The organism is Halorarum sp. SLYT50, from assembly GCF_059821265.1.
This window is the reverse complement of the sequence record NZ_CM187555.1, coordinates 1,817,773-1,833,624: the sequence shown is the minus strand read 5'-3', so window position 1 is coordinate 1,833,624 and position 15,852 is coordinate 1,817,773. Positions and strand designations below refer to the sequence as shown.

Here is a 15,852-nt window from a genome sequence, read left to right as displayed (position 1 = left end):
TGCGGCGGGGATAAGCCTCGCGGGGCGTGCAAGCCTCGCCACTTCGATTCCGGGCGTCGACCGCCGCGACCGGCCCGTGTCGGAGCGTTTACGCGCGCGTGTTCCCAACGCCCGACGATGAGTCAGCACGCCGAGGTCGACCCCGCCGACCTCCGCTTCGCCGACCCCGACAACCCCTACCTCTCGGACCCCGACACCGACTTCCCTCCCGCCGACGCGCTCTCGCCCGCGGAGGCCGCCGAGCAGGCGGCGCTGTTGCGCGACGCGGTCAGGGAGCACGACTACCGCTACTACACGCGCGCCGACCCGCTCGTCGCCGACCGGACGTACGACGCGCTGTTCGCGCGACTGGAGCGACTGGAAGGGGCGTTCGACCTCGACACCGACGGCTCGCCCACCCAGCGGGTGGGCGGGAAGACGCTGGAGGAACTCGGCACGGTCGAACACGTCAGACCGATGCTCTCCATCGACCAGAGCGGCGAGGCCGCGGACGTGCGGGAGTTCGACGAGCGGGTCCGCCGCGCGGTGGGCGACGTCGAGTACGTCTGCGAGCCGAAGTTCGACGGGCTCTCGGTCGAAGTCGTCTACGAGGAGGGTCGCTACGCGCGCGCCGCGACCCGGGGCGACGGCGAGACGGGCGACGACGTGACCGAGCAGGTGCGGACGGTGCGCTCGATTCCCGAGCGCCTCGCCGGCCGGGTCCCCCGGTACCTCGCGGTCCGCGGCGAGGTGTTCATCCCCCGCGACGCGTTCCAGCGGCACAACCGCGAGCGCGTCGAGGCGGGCGAGGAGCCGTTCGCCAACCCCCGGAACGCCGCCGCGGGGACGCTCCGCCAACTCGACATCGACGCCGTCGCGGAGCGCCCGCTCGACTGCTTCTTCTACGACGTGCTGGGCTGGGAGACGACCGACGGGGACGACGCACCCGACCGCCCCGGGACCCACTGGGAGGAACTGTCGGCGCTCGACTCGCTCGGTCTCCACACGAACGAGCGGGCCGAACTGGTCGACGACATCGAGGCGGCCATCGACTACCGCGACGACCTGCTGGACGAGCGCGAGGCGTTGAACTACGAGATAGACGGCACCGTCGTCAAGGTGAACGACCGCGCGCAGTGCGAGCAGTTGGGGACGACCGCGCGCTCGTACCGGTGGGCGTTCGCGTACAAGTTCCCCGCCCGCTCGGAGGTGACGACGGTCGAGGACGTCGTCGTGCAGGTGGGGCGGACCGGTCGCCTGACGCCGGTCGCGCTGCTCGACCCGGTCGACGTGGGCGGCGTCACCGTCTCGCGGGCGACGCTGCACAACCCCGACGAGATAGCCGAGTTGGGCGTGAACGTCGGCGACCGCGTGCGGGTGAAGCGCGCCGGCGACGTCATCCCGCAGGTGGCCGAGGTGGTCGAGTCCCGGAGCGAGGAGCCGTTCCGGTTCCCCGAGGCGTGTCCCGTCTGCGGGAGCGAGGTGGAGCGGGACGGCCCCATCGCGTTCTGCACCGGCGGGTTGACCTGTGAGGCGCAGGCTGAGCGGGCGGTCGTCCACTACGCGAGCCGCGGCGGCCTCGACATCGAGGGGTTGGGCGAGGAGAGCGTCGAGCAGTTGCGCGAGGCGGGCCTGCTCGACCGCCTGCCGGACCTCTACCGCCTGCCGGAGCGGCGCGAGGAACTGGCCGCCCTGGAGGGGTGGGGCGAGACGAGCGCGGACAACCTCGTCGCCGAGATCGAGGCCGCGCGGGAGCCGTCGCTCCCCGCGTTCCTCGCGGCGCTCGGGGTCCCGAAGGTCGGCGGAGCGACCGCGCGCAACCTCGCTCGCCGGTTCGGCACGTTCGAGGCGGTCCGGGACGCGAGCGAGTCCGAGTTACGGGAGGTCGACGACGTCGGTCCGAAGGTGGCGGAGACGGTCCGGGAGTTCTTCGACAACGAGGAGAACGCCGCCGTGCTGGACGACCTGCTCTCGTACGTCGCTCCCCAAGACGTGGAGACGGACGACGGGGAGGAGTCGGCGCTCGACGGCCTGACGGTCGTGTTCACGGGGTCGCTGTCGGTCACGCGGAGCGCCGCCGAGGACCTCGTCCGCCGGCACGGCGGGAGCACGACCGGGTCCGTCTCGGGCAACACCGACTACCTCGTGGTCGGCGAGAACCCCGGGTCGAGCAAGCGCGCCGACGCGGACGACAACGGGGTACCGGAACTCGACGAGGCGGGGTTCGCCGACCTGCTCGCGGAGCGTGGGGTGGCGTGGCCGCCCGACGAGGAGACGTGAGTCGTCGCCGGAAGCGCGCCGGCCCGGGAGCGCGGTACGCTACAGGTCCGCGCTCTCGAACCGGAGTAGGCCGAGCAGCGGCGGCACCAGCAGCCACGCGCCGAGCATGGCGAACGCGGCGATCTCCATCCGCGTGCCGTAGCTACCCGCGGCCTGCCCGACCTGTCCGCCGGCGAAGAGGACGCCGCCGACGAACTCGCCGGAGACTATCTTGAACGAGCCGGTCGGGTTGACGAGTTTCAGCAGCCGCAGCGCCTGCTGCCCCGTGACGGGGAGCCACGAGGGCGCGCCGCCCATGCCGAGGTACAACTGGAGCGGGAACTGGATGGCGCCCCACAGCGGGACGAACAGGAAGTACAGCCCGATGGCGCCGCCGATGGCGAGCCGGTTCGAGGCGACGGCGGCCGAGAAGCCGACGGCGATGGCGACGAACGCGGCCGCCAGCAGGACGGTCAGGAGGACGTAGCCGACGAACACGCCGACCTGCAACCGGAGCGGGCCGATGGCGGCGATGAACGCCGGGACGAGGAAGCCGACCGCGATGGGGACCGCGATGGCGGCCGCGCGGCCGAGCACCTTCCCGAACACCACGTCGGCGCGCGAGTGGGGCAGCGAGAGCAGGAGTTTGAGCGACCCGGACGAGCGCTCGCCGACGACGGCACCGTACGCCATCACGAGCGCGATGAGCGGGATGAGCGTCGTCACCAGCGCGTCCTTGATGAACAGCGAGCCGAGCAGTTGGCCGGTGGTGAGCGTCTGTCCCTCGCCCGGGCGGACGAGGTAGACGACCGCGGAGACCAGCACCACGAACACCGCCGAGAGCGCGAGCAGCCAGCGCGACCGGACCGCGTCCTCGAAGTCCTTGCGCGCGACGGCTTCGAGGCTCACGCGGAGATACCCCCGTCGTCCGCCTCGCCGGTGCGCGTCCCGTCGCCCGCGTAGTGGAGGAACAGGTCCTCCAACGACGCCTCCTCGGTCGTGAAGTCCTCGACGGTGACGCCCGCCTCCTCGAGCGTCGCGATGACGCGCGTCTTGGCGTCGCTCGCACACGAGACGGTGACGGTGCCGCCGTCGGTGGTGGCCGTCGAGACGCCCTCGAGCGCGCGGACCGCGTCGACGGTCGACTCGCTCGCCGCGTCGACGGTGACGACCAGCGTCTCCTCGCCGCCGGCGGCGTCGCGCAGGCCGGCGATACTGTCCTCGGCGACGAGTTCGCCCTCACGCATGATACCCACCCGGTCGCACACCGCCTCCACCTGCCCGAGCACGTGCGAGGAGAAGAACACCGTCGCCCCCCGTCCGGCCTCGGTGCGGACGATGTCGCGCATCTCCTTCGCGCCCGCCGGGTCCAGTCCCGACGAGGGTTCGTCGAGGATGAGCAGGTCGGGGTCGCCCACCAGCGCCATCGCCAGCGCGAGGCGCTGTTGCATCCCCTTCGAGTACCCCCCGGCCTTGCGGTCGGCGGCGTCGGCGATACCCACCCGGTCCAGAAGCGCGTCGGGGTCGCCGTCCACCTCCTTCGACCGCATCGCGAACTCGACGTGGTGTCGACCGGTCAGCCGGTCGTACACGTCGTACCCCTCCGGGAGCACGCCCGTCCGCTCGCGGACGGCGACGGAGTCGGCCTGTGCGTCCCGCGAGAGGACCGTCAACTGCCCCTCCGTCGGCCGGACGAAGTCGAGCACCATGTTGATGGTCGTCGACTTGCCCGCCCCGTTCGGCCCGAGGAACCCGAACACCTCGCCCTCCTCGACCGTCAGGTCGAGGTCCCGGACCGCGGTGACCTCCCCGTACCGCTTGGTGACTCCCCGAAGCTCGATTGCGGCCATGCCCGCCGGTTCCGGCGGGCGTTGATAAAGCGTTTCGCTTCCGCCACTCAGGGCGACACGGCCAGCACCGGCACGCCCGCCCGCCGTCCGGCGCGCGCGGCCGCATCGTCGGCGCGCGCCGCGGGGTAGAGGACCACCGGACGCTCGTCGTCGCCGGCGGCGTCCAGCGCCGGGCCGATGGCCGACACCGCTGCATTCGCGCTGTCGACGGTCGCGACGACGAGCGGCGCCGGCCACGCGTCCACGCGGAAGTCGAGCGGGCCGTCGTCCGAGAGCGACGAGACGGCCGACTCGCCGTACGCGGAGCGGAGGTGGTCGCCGACCCGTTCGCGGAACGAGCCGCCGTCGCCCGGATTCCCCCTGCCGTCGTCCCCGCCACGACCACCGTCCCCGTCGCCGGGTCCGTCCCCGCCGCCCGTCCCGCCACCGTCGCCCCCGTCTCCGTCCCCGCCGCTGCCGCCGCCTCCACTGCCGCCGTCCGACAGCGGCGTGAGTTCCCCGTGCTCCGCCCAGACGGCCGCGAGCGGGATGCCGAGCGTCGCGCGGTCGCTGCCGGCGAACAGGAGGTGGGTGCCGTAGAAGCCGTCGTCGCGGCGGCGGCCGATGAGGCTCCCGCTGTCGCCGCCGGCGCTCATCGGGGCGAACACGTCCACCTCCTCGAAGACGACCCGCTCGTCGTAGTAGCCGCCGACCTTGATGCGGGTGTCCTGACTGCGGAGTTCGCCGGTCGTGACGCCCGTCGTCCGGCCGCTCTTGGTGTGAACCGCCTCGGTCTCCGGCTCGGCCCACCCCGAGACCGGACCGATTTCGAGGACGTCGTCGCGCATCGTCGACGGGTCGACCGACACCAGCGCGCTGTCGGTGGTGTTCGACCCCTCGCGGGTTATCTCGCTCCACTCCAGCAGGTCGCCCAGGTCGTCGTCCTCGGTCCCGCCGTCGGCCGGGCCGGGCTGGAGGAACGGGTCGCCCTCGCTCGCCGCCCCGACCGGTGCGGCGACGTGCGCGTTCGTGAGGACGACCGTCTCGCCGTCGGGCGTCTCCAGCGGCGGAGTGCCGATGGTGCCAGCGGTCGACTCGGGGTGTGCGCCGGAAACCCCCGCGGGGGCGGGGCGGTAGCGCCGCTTCCGGTCGGCCGGTGCCGACGCGAGCGGACGGCCCACCGACTGGGCGCGCACGTCCCCGATCTCCTGGACGTCCGTGGGCACCTCTTCGCCGTCGACGACGACGGTCTTCGGGATGCGCTCGTCGTCGCCGAGCTGGTCGTCGGGCACCTTCCGGGCGACGAGCACGATGACGGCCTCCTCGTCGGTCGCCTGGGCGCGGACGCGCTTGCGCCCGCGACCGGTCCCGACCACGTTCGGGTACGACTCCAGTTCGTCTCGCACGTCGTCGGGGATGTGGTCCATGCTCGCACGTGACGCTCCAGGGGTAAAAATCGGGGCCAAAACGCTTGTCTTTGCGGTCTGACGGGTGGAACATGACGGACGACCCCGCCGACGGGCCGACCACCGCGCTGACGCTCGCGCGCAGGGAGGCGCGAGCGACGCTCGACGGACAGCTCGCGGCGCTCCGGGAGATAGAGACGAAGGCCGCCCAGCTACTCCAGTTCACCACGGCCCTCCTCGGCGTGGTGGTCGCCGCGCTCGCGCTCGCCGACGACGTGACCGCCGCGGCGAACCGGTACGCCGCCGTCGGCGTCGCGGCGCTGGCGACGGGGACGCTGCTCGCGGGGGTCACGTACGCCGCCTCGACGCGCGTGGTCGGCATCGGTCCCGAAGCCGTCGAGCGGGCGACCGACGCCGACTCGGGAGCGGCGTACCGACGGCGAATCGTCGCCGGGTACGCCGAGTGGATCCGGTTCAACGCGGCCGCCAACCGCCGGGTCGCGCCGCTGATCACCGGAACGGTGCTTACCCTCGTCGTCGGGGCGCTGGCGCTCGGACTGGCCGTGCTCCGGGCGCTCGCCGGCCCGCTCCCGCCCCTGGTCCCCGCCGTCGCGTTGCTCGGTGCGGCCGTCGCCGCGTACGCCTCCGGACTGCTCGGGCAGCTCCGCCGCCTCCGCGGGGACGGCTCCCGTCCGGTGCCGGGGACGCCGACGACCGCCGTCGTCTCCGAGGACGAACCGTTCGGCGGACAGCAGTCGTTCGTCGGGCGCGAGTCCGGGCGCGCGAGCGACGGCGACGACGAGTCGACCGGGAACTGACGGGGCGACCGACGACCGGCACCACTTGCCGTAACTACCGTGCATAAATCCGTAGGAGGATATTCCCGTAGTACATGAGCGACGAGGACACGCGGGGGTTCCACACGCGGGCGCTCCACGCCGGGTGGGAGGGCGACCCGGCGACCGGGGCGCGCGCGCCGCCCATCTACCAGACCACCTCGTACGCCTTCGGCGACGCCGACCACGCCGCGGCGCTGTACGCCCTGGAGCGCGAGGGCGACGTGTACAGCCGCATCTCGAACCCGACGACGCGGGTGCTGGAGCGGCGGCTGGCGAGCCTCGAGGGCGGGAGCGGCGCGGTGGCCACCGCGTCGGGGATGGCCGCCATCGACGCGACGACGACGGTGCTCGCGCGCGCGGGCGACAACGTCGTCGCCAGCACGGACATGTACGGCGGGACGAGCGCGTACCTCTCGCACGTGGCGTCGCGCCGGGGGGTCGAGACGCGGACGGTCCCGACCACCGACTACGAGGCGTACGCGGAGGCCGTCGACGACGACACGGCGTTCGTCCACGTCGAGACGCTGGCGAACCCCTCGCTCGTCACCCCGGACTTCGAGCGGGTGGCCGCCGTCGCCCACGAACACGCCGTCCCGCTGGTGGTCGACAACACGTTCGGGACGCCCGCGCTGTGTCGTCCGGTCGAACACGGCGCGGACGTGGTGTGGGACTCGACGACCAAGTGGATTCACGGCGGCGGCACCACCGTCGGCGGCGTCGTGATAGACGGCGGAACGTTCCCGTGGGACCACCCGGACGCCGACTACGACGAACTCTCGGGCGAGAACCCGGCGTTCGGCGTCGACTTCGGCGAGCGGTTCGGCGAGCGGGCGTTCGAGGCGGTCGTCCGTCACCGCGCGGTCCGCGCGCTCGGCAACTGCCAGTCGCCGTTCGACGCGTGGCAGACCATCCAGGGGTTGGCGACCCTGCCACTGCGGATGGAACGCCACTGCGAGAACGCCCGCGCGGTGGCCGAGCACCTCCGCGACCACCCCGAGGTGGCGTGGGTCACGTACCCGGGGTTCGAGGACCACCCCACGCACGACAACGCCGCGCGCTACCTCGACGGGTTCGGCGGGATGGTCGTGTTCGGACTCGAGGGAGGGTACGAGGCGGGTAAACGGCTGTGCGAGGCGGTCGAACTCGCGTCCTTCCTGGCCAACATCGGCGACGCGCGCACGCTCGTCATCCACCCCGCGAGCACGACACACGCCCAGCTCTCGGAAGAGGAACAGGCGGCGGCGGGCGTCACGCCCGACCTGCTGCGGTGTTCGGTCGGCATCGAGGACGCGGACGACGTCGTCGCCGACCTGGACCGGGCCATCGCGGAGGTGTCGTGATGCCCGCGGAGTCGCTCGGGGAGTTCGAGTTCGCGTGCGGCGAGTCGGTGCCCGACCTGAGGCTCGCGTACGAGACGTACGGCGAGTTCGACGGCTCGAACGCGGTGCTGGTCTGTCACGCGCTCACCGGGAGTCACCACGTCACGAACGCGGGCGGGCGGACCCGCGAGGAGGTCGGCACCGCGGGACAGGCCCGCGCGTGGTGGAACGACGTGGTGGGACCGGGGAAGGCGCTCGACACCCGCGAGTACTACGTCGTCTGCGCGAACGTCCCCGGCTCCTGTTACGGGTCGTCCGGCCCGGCGAGCGAGGCTCCGGACGGCGAGCGATGGGGGACGCGCTTCCCCGCCGTGACCGTCGGCGACTGGACGCGCGCGCAGCGGCGGCTGCTCGACGAACTCGGCGTCGGCCGCCTCCACGCCGTCGTCGGCGGGAGCGTCGGCGGGATGAACGTGCTCGACTGGGCGTCGCGCTATCCGGACGACGTGCACCGAATCGCGGTGATAGCGGCCGCCGCGCGACTCGACCCGCAGTGTCTCGCCATCGACGCCATCGCGCGGCGGGCCATCGCCATGGACCCCCACTGGGACGGCGGCGACTACTACGGCGAGGACCACCCGAACCCGGACGACGGGCTGGCGACCGCGCGCCAACTCGGGCACGTGATGTACCTCTCGAAGGCGTCGATGGAGCGGAAGTTCGGCCGCCGCGCCGCCGGGCGGGACGCCCGCGGCGGCCGGCGCGGCGACGACCCCGCCGGGGCGTTCTTCCCCTACCGCGAGGTGGAGTCGTACCTCGACTACAACGCCGAGCGGTTCGTCGAACGGTTCGACGCCAACAGCTACCGCTACCTGACGCGCGCGATGGACGACTACGACCTCTCGGCGGAGTACGGGTCGGACGCCGCCGCACTCGCGGCGTTCGAGGGCGAGGCGTTGCTCGTCTCGTTCACGGGCGACTGGCACTTCACCGTCGAGGACTCGCGGACGCTCCGGGCGGCGTTCGCGGAGACCGAGGCGCCGGCCGCCCACCACGTCGTCGAGTCGGACCACGGCCACGACGCGTTCCTCGTCGAACCGGAGTCGGTCGGGCCGCCGCTGCGGGGGTTCCTCGCCGACGGCGTCGACGCCCGGACCGTCCGCGACGAGGCGACGGACGACGAGACGGACGAGACGCCCCAGCGCGCGCCGGTCCACGCCAGCCTCTTCCCGGGGTAACCGGGGTGACGCGGAGAACCGACCGGAGAGCGGGGTCGCTCCGCGAGCGCGAGAGACGGGGGCGAGCAGGCGACGAGCGAACCGCGGCGCACGGCGCGGCGTCGCACACCCGCGGTACGCCGCGCGGCAGACCTCACGTCACGGGGGCGATGGTCTCGTCCGGGTACGTAAACCCTCGGTGCCCGGAGCCGAACCGGGAGCAAGGTTTTACTCGCGCTCGGCCGTCGCCGTGCGTGTGAACTACCGCGAAGTGGAGGCGACCGGGGAGTACCTCGCCAGCCTCGACAACGGGGCGGACTGGCGCGAGGAGATCGAGGCGCTCGCGAACCGCGTGGGCGCGGACGCCGCGTGGTTCAACGCGATGGGCGCCGTCCAGGACGCCGAGGTGTGGTTCTACGACCAGGACGACAAGGAGTACCAGTCGGTCGAGTTCGACGAACCGCTGGAGGTGGCCGCCTGCGTCGGCAACGTCGCACTGCTGGACGGCGACCGGTTCGCGCACACCCACGCGGTGCTCTCGCGGCCGAGCGGACAGTCGGTCGCGGGCCACCTCAACGCGGCGACGGTGTTCGCGGGCGAGGTGTACCTCCGCGCGTTCGAGACGCCGCTGGAACGCGAACACGACGAGGTGACCGAACTCGACCTCTGGCTGTAGACGGCCACGGGTCCGGGGAGCGAATCGGCGGACGCGGGCCGCTCGGACCCGCTTTGTAGTGCGGTACCGTGTCACAATATAGCACTTGTGCGAGCAGTGCAACGAGCCGTCGTGACCGCGCTCACGGACCACTACGACGCGTTGCTCGCCCGGGACCGGTTCGACCGGCCGGACGCCGCTCTCGGTACCCTCCGCGCGCCGGAGGTGCGCCGCCGCTTCGTCGCCGTCGACGGCGACCCGCCCGAACCGGCGGGGACGATGGTGACGACGGGCGTCGGCATGACGGGACCGCCGCACCTGGGGACGCTCTCGTAGGTTCGGACCGCGACGGCCCTCCAGCGAGCGGGGTACGACGTCCAGTTCGTCGTCGCCGACTACGAGCCGTACGCGGGCGGCCGCGACCGGAACCTGGTGACAGCCCGCGCCGAGCGGTACCTCGCGCTGGTCGAGGCGATGGGGTTCGACCGGGAGGCGGGAGTGCTCCGTCCGCAGGTCGGGACCCCGCCCGCGCGGGAGGCGATGGAGCGGGCGTTCCTGCTCGCGCCCGACCACGAGCCGACCGCGCGCGGGGGCGACGACCCGCCGCCGACCGCGTTCGAGCGGGCGGTCGGAGACGCGTACGAGCGACGGCCGCGGCGCGATGAGGGCGGGGCGACCGGCGACGCCGTCGGCACGATGTCGTGGGTGCTCCACCTCGCCGACTTCCTCCTCCCGCTCACGAACTGGGGGTACGACGCCGTCCTGCTTTCGTTCGGCGCCGACGAGTACGGCCTCCTCCCGGCGGCCCGGCGCCTCCGCGCGCGCGCCGGCATCGACGGACGCCTCGCGGGCACCTACACGCGGCTGATTCCCGACCTCGACGGCGCGCCGAAGATGTCCAAGAGCCTCCCCGGGACCGGTCTCGACCTGTCGACGCCGCCGGAGGAACTCGAGCGGCGGGTCCGCGCGCTCCCGGACGACGGGGCGGGGTCGCCGGCGGCCGCGGCGCTCGCGCTCCTGTCCGACCGCGACGCCCCGCTCCCGGACCCGGGAACGGAGGGGCGGACGGCCGCGCTCGCCGCCCTCGCGGCCGACCTGGCCGCGCTCGCCCGGCGCTGGCGCGACCACGGCGGGTGACCGGCCCGCCGGTCGCGACCGGGCGGCCGGAGAGTCGGATTTTTATCCTCCCCGACGCAGGGGAGTGACGTGCATCGACGACCCCGGCGAGCCGTCAGTTCACACCGGGCCGGACGGGGGTCGTCACCGACGCGCGCGGAGCCGAGAGGGGGAGCCACCGAATGAGACCGGACGACGAGCGCTACTTCACCCGAATCGAGGACCGACTGGACGAGGCGTTCGAGCGAGCCGAGGCGGCGAAGGCGCGCGGGCGGGACCCGAGGACCGAGATAGAGATTCCCGTCGCGCGCGACATGGCCGACCGGGTCGAGAACATCCTCGGCATCCCCGGGGTCGCGGAACGCGTCCGCGACCTGGAGGGGGAGATGTCGCGCGAGGAGGCCGCGCTCGAACTGGTGACCGACTTCGTCGACGGCAGCGTCGGCGACTACGACACGCGCGAGGGGAAGATCGAGGGGGCGGTCCGGACCGCCGTCGCCCTCCTCACCGAGGGGGTCGTCGCCGCGCCCATCGAGGGCATCGACCGCGTCGAACTGCTCGAGAACGACGACGGCACCGAGTTCGTCAACGTCTACTACGCCGGTCCCATCCGCTCTGCGGGCGGGACGGCTCAGGCGCTCTCGGTGCTCGTGGCCGACTACGCCCGCTCGTTGCTCGACGTCGACGAGTACCGCGCCCGGACCGACGAGGTGGAGCGGTACGCCGAGGAGGTGTCGCTGTACGACACGGAGACCGGACTCCAGTACACGCCGAAGGACGCGGAGACGAAGTTCATCGCCGAGCACATGCCCATCATGCTCGACGGCGAGGCGACCGGCGACGAGGAGGTGTCCGGCTTCCGCGACCTCGAACGGGTCGACACCAACTCCGCCCGCGGGGGGATGTGTCTCGTCATGGCGGAGGGCATCGCGCTGAAGGCGCCCAAGATTCAGCGCTACACCCGCCAACTCGACGAGGTGGACTGGCCGTGGCTCCAGGACCTCATCGACGGCACGTACTACGAGAGCGACGCCGACGCGGACGAGGGGAGCGACGACGAGTCCGAGACGGGCGACGAGGAGGAGGAAGCCGACGAGGCCGACGCCGCGGCGCCGTCGGGACCGGCGCGCGTCGAACCGGCGACGAAGTTCCTGCGCGACCTCATCGCCGGCCGGCCGGTGTTCGGTCACCCCTCCGAACCCGGGGGCTTCCGGCTCCGGTACGGCCGCGCCCGGAACCACGGATTCGCCACCGCCGGCGTCCACCCGGCGACGATGCACCTCGTCGACGACTTCCTCGCGACCGGCACCCAGATAAAGACCGAACGGCCGGGGAAGGCCGGCGGCGTCGTCCCCGTCGACTCCATCGAGGGGCCGACCGTCCGCCTGGCGAACGGCGACGTGCGCCGCATCGACGACCCGGCGGAGGCGCTGGAGGTCCGGAACGGCGTCAAGGAGATTCTGGACCTCGGGGAGTACCTCGTCAACTACGGCGAGTTCGTCGAGAACAACCACCCGCTCGCGCCCGCCTCCTACGTCCGCGAGTGGTGGGAGCAGGACCTCGACGCGGCGGGCGCGAACGTGCAGGCGCTCCGGGACGACCCGCGTGTCGACCTGGGCGACCCCGACGCCGACCGGGCGCTGGAGTGGGCCGAGACGTACGACGCCCCCCTGCACCCGGCGTACACCTACTGCTGGCACGACGTCTCCGTGGCCGAGTTCGAGGCGCTCGCGGCGACCGTCGAAGCGGGCGAGGTGACGGGCGACGTGCTCGCCGTCGAGAACACCGACACCGTCCGCCAGACGCTCGAACGCCTCCTCGTGGAACACACCCAGACCGCCGACGCGCTCCGGGTGCCCGACTTCCGCCCGCTCCTCCGGCAGCTCGGCGTGACCGACGGCCTGCGCCGCGAGTGGGACGGGGACGACCTGAGCCGCGAGGCGCGCGAGTGGGGCGGCGGCGAGAACGCCGTGAGAGCGGTGAACGAGGTGGCGCCGTTCGCCGTCCGGGAGCGGGCGCCGACCCGCATCGGCAACCGGATGGGGCGCCCGGAGAAGTCCGAGAGCCGCGACCTCTCGCCCGCGGTCCACACGCTGTTCCCCATCAACGACGCCGGCGGGAGCCAGCGGTCGGTCGGCGAGGCGGCCCGCACCCGGACCGAGCAGGGGCGGGGCGTCGTGGACGTGCTCCTCGGCGAGCGGGCGTGCCCGGACTGCGGGACGCACACCTACGAGAACGCCTGTCCCGACTGCGACGCGCACACCGAGCCGTACTACGAGTGCGACGACTGCGGGACGGTGTGTGAACCCGACGAGTCCGGGCGCGTGGAGTGTCCCCGCTGTGAACGCGAGGTGGAGAGTCCCGACTGGCACACGGTCGACCTGAACGAGACGTACTGGGGGGCGCTCGACGCCCTCGGCGAGCGGGAGGCGAGCTTCGAGATACTCAAAGGCGTGAAGGGACTCACGTCCGCGAACAAGACGCCCGAACCCATCGAGAAGGGGGTGTTCCGGGCGAAGCACGGCGTCTCCGCGTTCAAGGACGGCACCGTCCGCTACGACATGACGGACCTCCCCGTCACCGCCGTCCGACCGGCGGAGCTCGACGTGACCGCGGACCACTTCCGCGAACTCGGCTACGAGACCGACGTCGACGGCGAACCGCTGGTCCACGACGACCAGCTCGTCGAGTTGAAAGTCCAGGACGTCGTGCTCTCGGACGGCGCGGCCGAACACATGATGCGGACCGCCGACTTCGTGGACGAACTCCTCACCGACTTCTACGGGCTGGAGCCGTTCTACGAGGTGAACGAGCGCGACGACCTGGTGGGCGAACTCGTGTTCGGGATGGCCCCCCACACCAGCGCCGCCGTCGTCGGGCGCGTCGTCGGGTTCACGAGCGCCGCCGTCGGGTACGCACACCCGTACTTCCACGCGGCGAAGCGGCGCAACTGCTTCCACCCGGAGACGAAACTCTGGTACCGCGACGAGGCCGACGAGTGGCACTACGGTCGGATGGACGAGTTCGTCGAGGAGCGACTGGTCGACCCGGAGGAGGACGACTTCGGGACGCTCGTCTCGGAACTCGACGGCGACGTGTTCGTCCCCTCGCTCACCGAAGACGGCGAGGAAGTCGTGAGGCCGGTCGAGGCGGTGAGCAAACACCGCGCGCCGGAGCATATGGTCCGGGTCGAGACCCGGAGCGGGCGGGAGATCACCGTGACGCCCGACCACGAGATGCACGTGTTCGACGGCGGGGAGGTCCGCTCGAAACGCGCCGCCGCACTGAGCGGTGACGACAGCGTCGTGACGCCGTCCGACCTCGACGCCGTCGACGCCGATGGGAACGAGGTTCGGACGTTCGACCTCCTCGCGGCGTTCCTCGGGAGCGACGTGATCGACGACGACCGGCTGATGATCGAAGGGATGGACAAGGAAGCCCTGTACGACCTGTTTACCGAGACGCTCTCCGAGGAGTGGGAGGGGGAGTTCTATCCGCTCAAGAGCACCGCCGAGTACCTCGGGCTCTCGAAGAAGGGACTGAGCAACTACGTCTATCGGGGCAGACTCCCCGTCTCGCTCCTCTCGAAACTGTTCGCGTCGACCGACGCGCTTCTCGAACACGTCCCGACGGACGTGAAACTGGGGGTGAAGCGCGACTCGACCGGAATCGACCGGGTAGTCGAGTTGAACGAGCGAGTCGCGACGCTGCTCGGCTACTACGCCGCAGAGGGGTTCGCACGCGAGCAGGCGACACCGAAGGGGACGGTCCACCAGACGACGATCTGTGGGACGGAAGCGCAGGCACGGGAGTTCTACGTCGAGGTGTTTCGCGAGGAGTTCGGCGTCGACCCCTACCGGGAGAACGACGCGAAGGTGACCGTTTCCGGACGACTGCTCCGGGCGTTCTTCGACACCGTCCTTGACGCCGGGAGACTGGGAGGGACGAAGCGCGTCCCGCAGTGCGTGTTCGACGCGGAGGACCGGATCGTCGAGTCGTATCTCAGCGGGTACTTCAGCGGGAACGGAACGGCGGACAGGAACGCCGTCGAGGTGTCCGCGACGACGGTGAGCCGGGAACTGAAGGAGGACCTGCTCGCACTCCTCACGCGCCTGGGCATCGTCGGTCGGGCCGACATCGCCGACCCCGTTCCACTCAGTCAGAAGTTCCCCGACTACTACTCGATCGACGACACGTCCGAGTCCGCACGGACCTACGTGCTCACGGTCAGTTCCGAGGACGCCGCCGTCTTCGCCGAACGGGTCGGGTTCCACCTCGACAGGAAGGACGGGGAACTGCGGAAACAACTCCGAACCCGTGGGACGCGGCGGCGACGCGCCTTCGACGGCGGGACCGACGACTGTCTCGTCGAGTCGATCGCCGCCGTCGAGTACGTCGAGTCCGATGTCGACCACACGTACTGCCTGACCGTCGAGGATACTCACTCGGTCGTCGCGAACGACCTGTCACAGAAGCAGTGTGACGGCGACGAGGACTGCGTGATGCTGCTCATGGACGGCCTGCTCAACTTCTCGAAGGAGTACCTCCCCGACAAGCGGGGCGGGCAGATGGACGCGCCGCTGGTGATGTCCTCGCGCATCGACCCGAGCGAAATCGACGACGAGGCGCACAACATGGACATCGTCGACCGGTACCCCCGGGAGTTCTACGAGGCGACGCTCGAGATGGCCGACCCCGGCGAGGTCGACGTGAGAATCGCGGAGGAGACGCTCGGCACCGACGACGAGTACCGCGGGTTCGCACACACCCACGACACCTCGAACATCGCCCTCGGACCGGACCTGTCGGCGTACAAGACGCTCGGGTCGATGATGGACAAGATGGACGCCCAGTTGAACCTCGCGCGGAAACTCCGGGCGGTCGACGAGACGGACGTGGCCGAACGCGTCATCGAGTACCACTTCCTGCCGGACCTCATCGGCAACCTCCGCGCGTTCTCCAGACAGGAGACGCGGTGTCTGGACTGCGGCGAGAAGTACCGCCGGATGCCGCTCACGGGCGACTGCCGTGAGTGCGGCGGCCGGATGACGCTCACGGTCCACCAGGGGTCCGTGAACAAGTACATGGACACCGCCATCCAGGTGGCCGAGGAGTTCGACTGCCGGGAGTACACCAAACAGCGGCTGGAGATCCTCGACCGCTCGCTCGAGTCGGTGTTCGAGAACGACAAGAACAAGCAGGGCAGCATCGCGGACTTCATGTAGAGATAGAG

At 71.5% G+C, this 15,852-nt stretch carries 11 protein-coding genes; 8 read left to right on the top strand and 3 right to left on the bottom strand.

Annotated features, from left to right (window positions below; all coding sequences use genetic code 11):
• Positions 1–117: 117 nt before the first annotated feature.
• Positions 118–2,259, top strand: a complete 2,142-nt coding sequence (ligA, locus tag AC6RUA_RS09600) for an NAD-dependent DNA ligase LigA (RefSeq protein WP_499812799.1) — start codon at positions 118–120, stop codon at positions 2,257–2,259.
• Positions 2,260–2,298: 39 nt separating this feature from the next.
• Here ligA and AC6RUA_RS09595 read toward each other — a convergent pair whose 3' ends face one another.
• Genes AC6RUA_RS09595 through AC6RUA_RS09585 form a run of 3 tightly spaced genes read right to left on the bottom strand, consistent with a single transcriptional unit; the run spans position 2,299 to position 5,494 of the window.
• Entirely contained in the window at positions 2,299–3,147 is an 849-nt protein-coding gene (locus AC6RUA_RS09595; protein WP_499812798.1) for an ABC transporter permease, read from the bottom strand.
• Positions 3,144–4,088: an ABC transporter ATP-binding protein gene (locus AC6RUA_RS09590; RefSeq protein WP_499812797.1), complete on the bottom strand. Its 945-nt coding sequence runs from the start codon at positions 4,086–4,088 to the stop codon at positions 3,144–3,146. Before AC6RUA_RS09590 ends, AC6RUA_RS09595 begins: the two co-directional genes overlap by 4 nt.
• Before the next feature lie 47 nt (positions 4,089–4,135).
• Positions 4,136–5,494: a hypothetical protein gene (locus AC6RUA_RS09585; RefSeq protein ID WP_499812796.1), complete on the bottom strand. Its 1,359-nt coding sequence runs from the start codon at positions 5,492–5,494 to the stop codon at positions 4,136–4,138.
• Between the two features lie 71 nt (positions 5,495–5,565).
• Between AC6RUA_RS09585 and AC6RUA_RS09580 the strand changes: the two genes are divergently transcribed.
• The 7 genes from AC6RUA_RS09580 to polC all read left to right on the top strand — a co-directional run bounded on the left by AC6RUA_RS09580 (position 5,566) and on the right by polC (position 15,844).
• The gene (locus tag AC6RUA_RS09580) at positions 5,566–6,291 is read left to right on the top strand and encodes a hypothetical protein (protein WP_499812795.1); all 726 of its coding nucleotides are present in this window, start codon (positions 5,566–5,568) and stop codon (positions 6,289–6,291) included.
• Positions 6,292–6,365: 74 nt separating this feature from the next.
• Positions 6,366–7,652 carry an O-acetylhomoserine aminocarboxypropyltransferase/cysteine synthase family protein gene (locus tag AC6RUA_RS09575; RefSeq protein ID WP_499812794.1) on the top strand — a complete coding sequence of 429 codons (1,287 nt, stop codon included), beginning with the start codon at positions 6,366–6,368 and terminating at the stop codon, positions 7,650–7,652.
• Positions 7,652–8,869, top strand: a complete 1,218-nt coding sequence (gene metX / locus AC6RUA_RS09570; RefSeq protein WP_499812793.1) for a homoserine O-acetyltransferase MetX — start codon at positions 7,652–7,654, stop codon at positions 8,867–8,869. Before AC6RUA_RS09575 ends, metX begins: the two co-directional genes overlap by 1 nt.
• A gap of 235 nt (positions 8,870–9,104) precedes the next feature.
• Positions 9,105–9,524, top strand: coding sequence for a PPC domain-containing DNA-binding protein (locus AC6RUA_RS09565; RefSeq protein WP_499812792.1), 420 nt, complete (start codon positions 9,105–9,107; stop codon positions 9,522–9,524).
• Between the two features lie 96 nt (positions 9,525–9,620).
• Positions 9,621–9,839, top strand: a complete 219-nt coding sequence (locus tag AC6RUA_RS09560) for a hypothetical protein (protein ID WP_499812791.1) — start codon at positions 9,621–9,623, stop codon at positions 9,837–9,839.
• Positions 9,840–9,935: 96 nt separating this feature from the next.
• Positions 9,936–10,640 carry a hypothetical protein gene (locus tag AC6RUA_RS09555; RefSeq protein ID WP_499812790.1) on the top strand — a complete coding sequence of 235 codons (705 nt, stop codon included), beginning with the start codon at positions 9,936–9,938 and terminating at the stop codon, positions 10,638–10,640.
• A 161-nt stretch (positions 10,641–10,801) separates the two neighbouring features.
• The gene (gene polC / locus AC6RUA_RS09550) at positions 10,802–15,844 is read left to right on the top strand and encodes a DNA polymerase II large subunit (RefSeq protein ID WP_499812789.1); all 5,043 of its coding nucleotides are present in this window, start codon (positions 10,802–10,804) and stop codon (positions 15,842–15,844) included.
• Positions 15,845–15,852 lie beyond the last annotated feature (8 nt).

What these genes read in the sequence shown, in the direction of transcription:
- ligA (WP_499812799.1), top strand. Translation starts at nt 118, where the DNA reads ATGAGTCAGCACGCCGAGGTCGACCCCGCCGACCTCCGCTTCGCCGAC.
- AC6RUA_RS09590 (WP_499812797.1), bottom strand. Translation starts at nt 4,088, where the DNA reads ATGGCCGCAATCGAGCTTCGGGGAGTCACCAAGCGGTACGGGGAGGTC.
- AC6RUA_RS09585 (WP_499812796.1), bottom strand. Translation starts at nt 5,494, where the DNA reads ATGGACCACATCCCCGACGACGTGCGAGACGAACTGGAGTCGTACCCG.
- AC6RUA_RS09580 (WP_499812795.1), top strand. Translation starts at nt 5,566, where the DNA reads ATGACGGACGACCCCGCCGACGGGCCGACCACCGCGCTGACGCTCGCG.
- AC6RUA_RS09575 (WP_499812794.1), top strand. Translation starts at nt 6,366, where the DNA reads ATGAGCGACGAGGACACGCGGGGGTTCCACACGCGGGCGCTCCACGCC.
- metX (WP_499812793.1), top strand. Translation starts at nt 7,652, where the DNA reads ATGCCCGCGGAGTCGCTCGGGGAGTTCGAGTTCGCGTGCGGCGAGTCG.
- polC (WP_499812789.1), top strand. Translation starts at nt 10,802, where the DNA reads ATGAGACCGGACGACGAGCGCTACTTCACCCGAATCGAGGACCGACTG.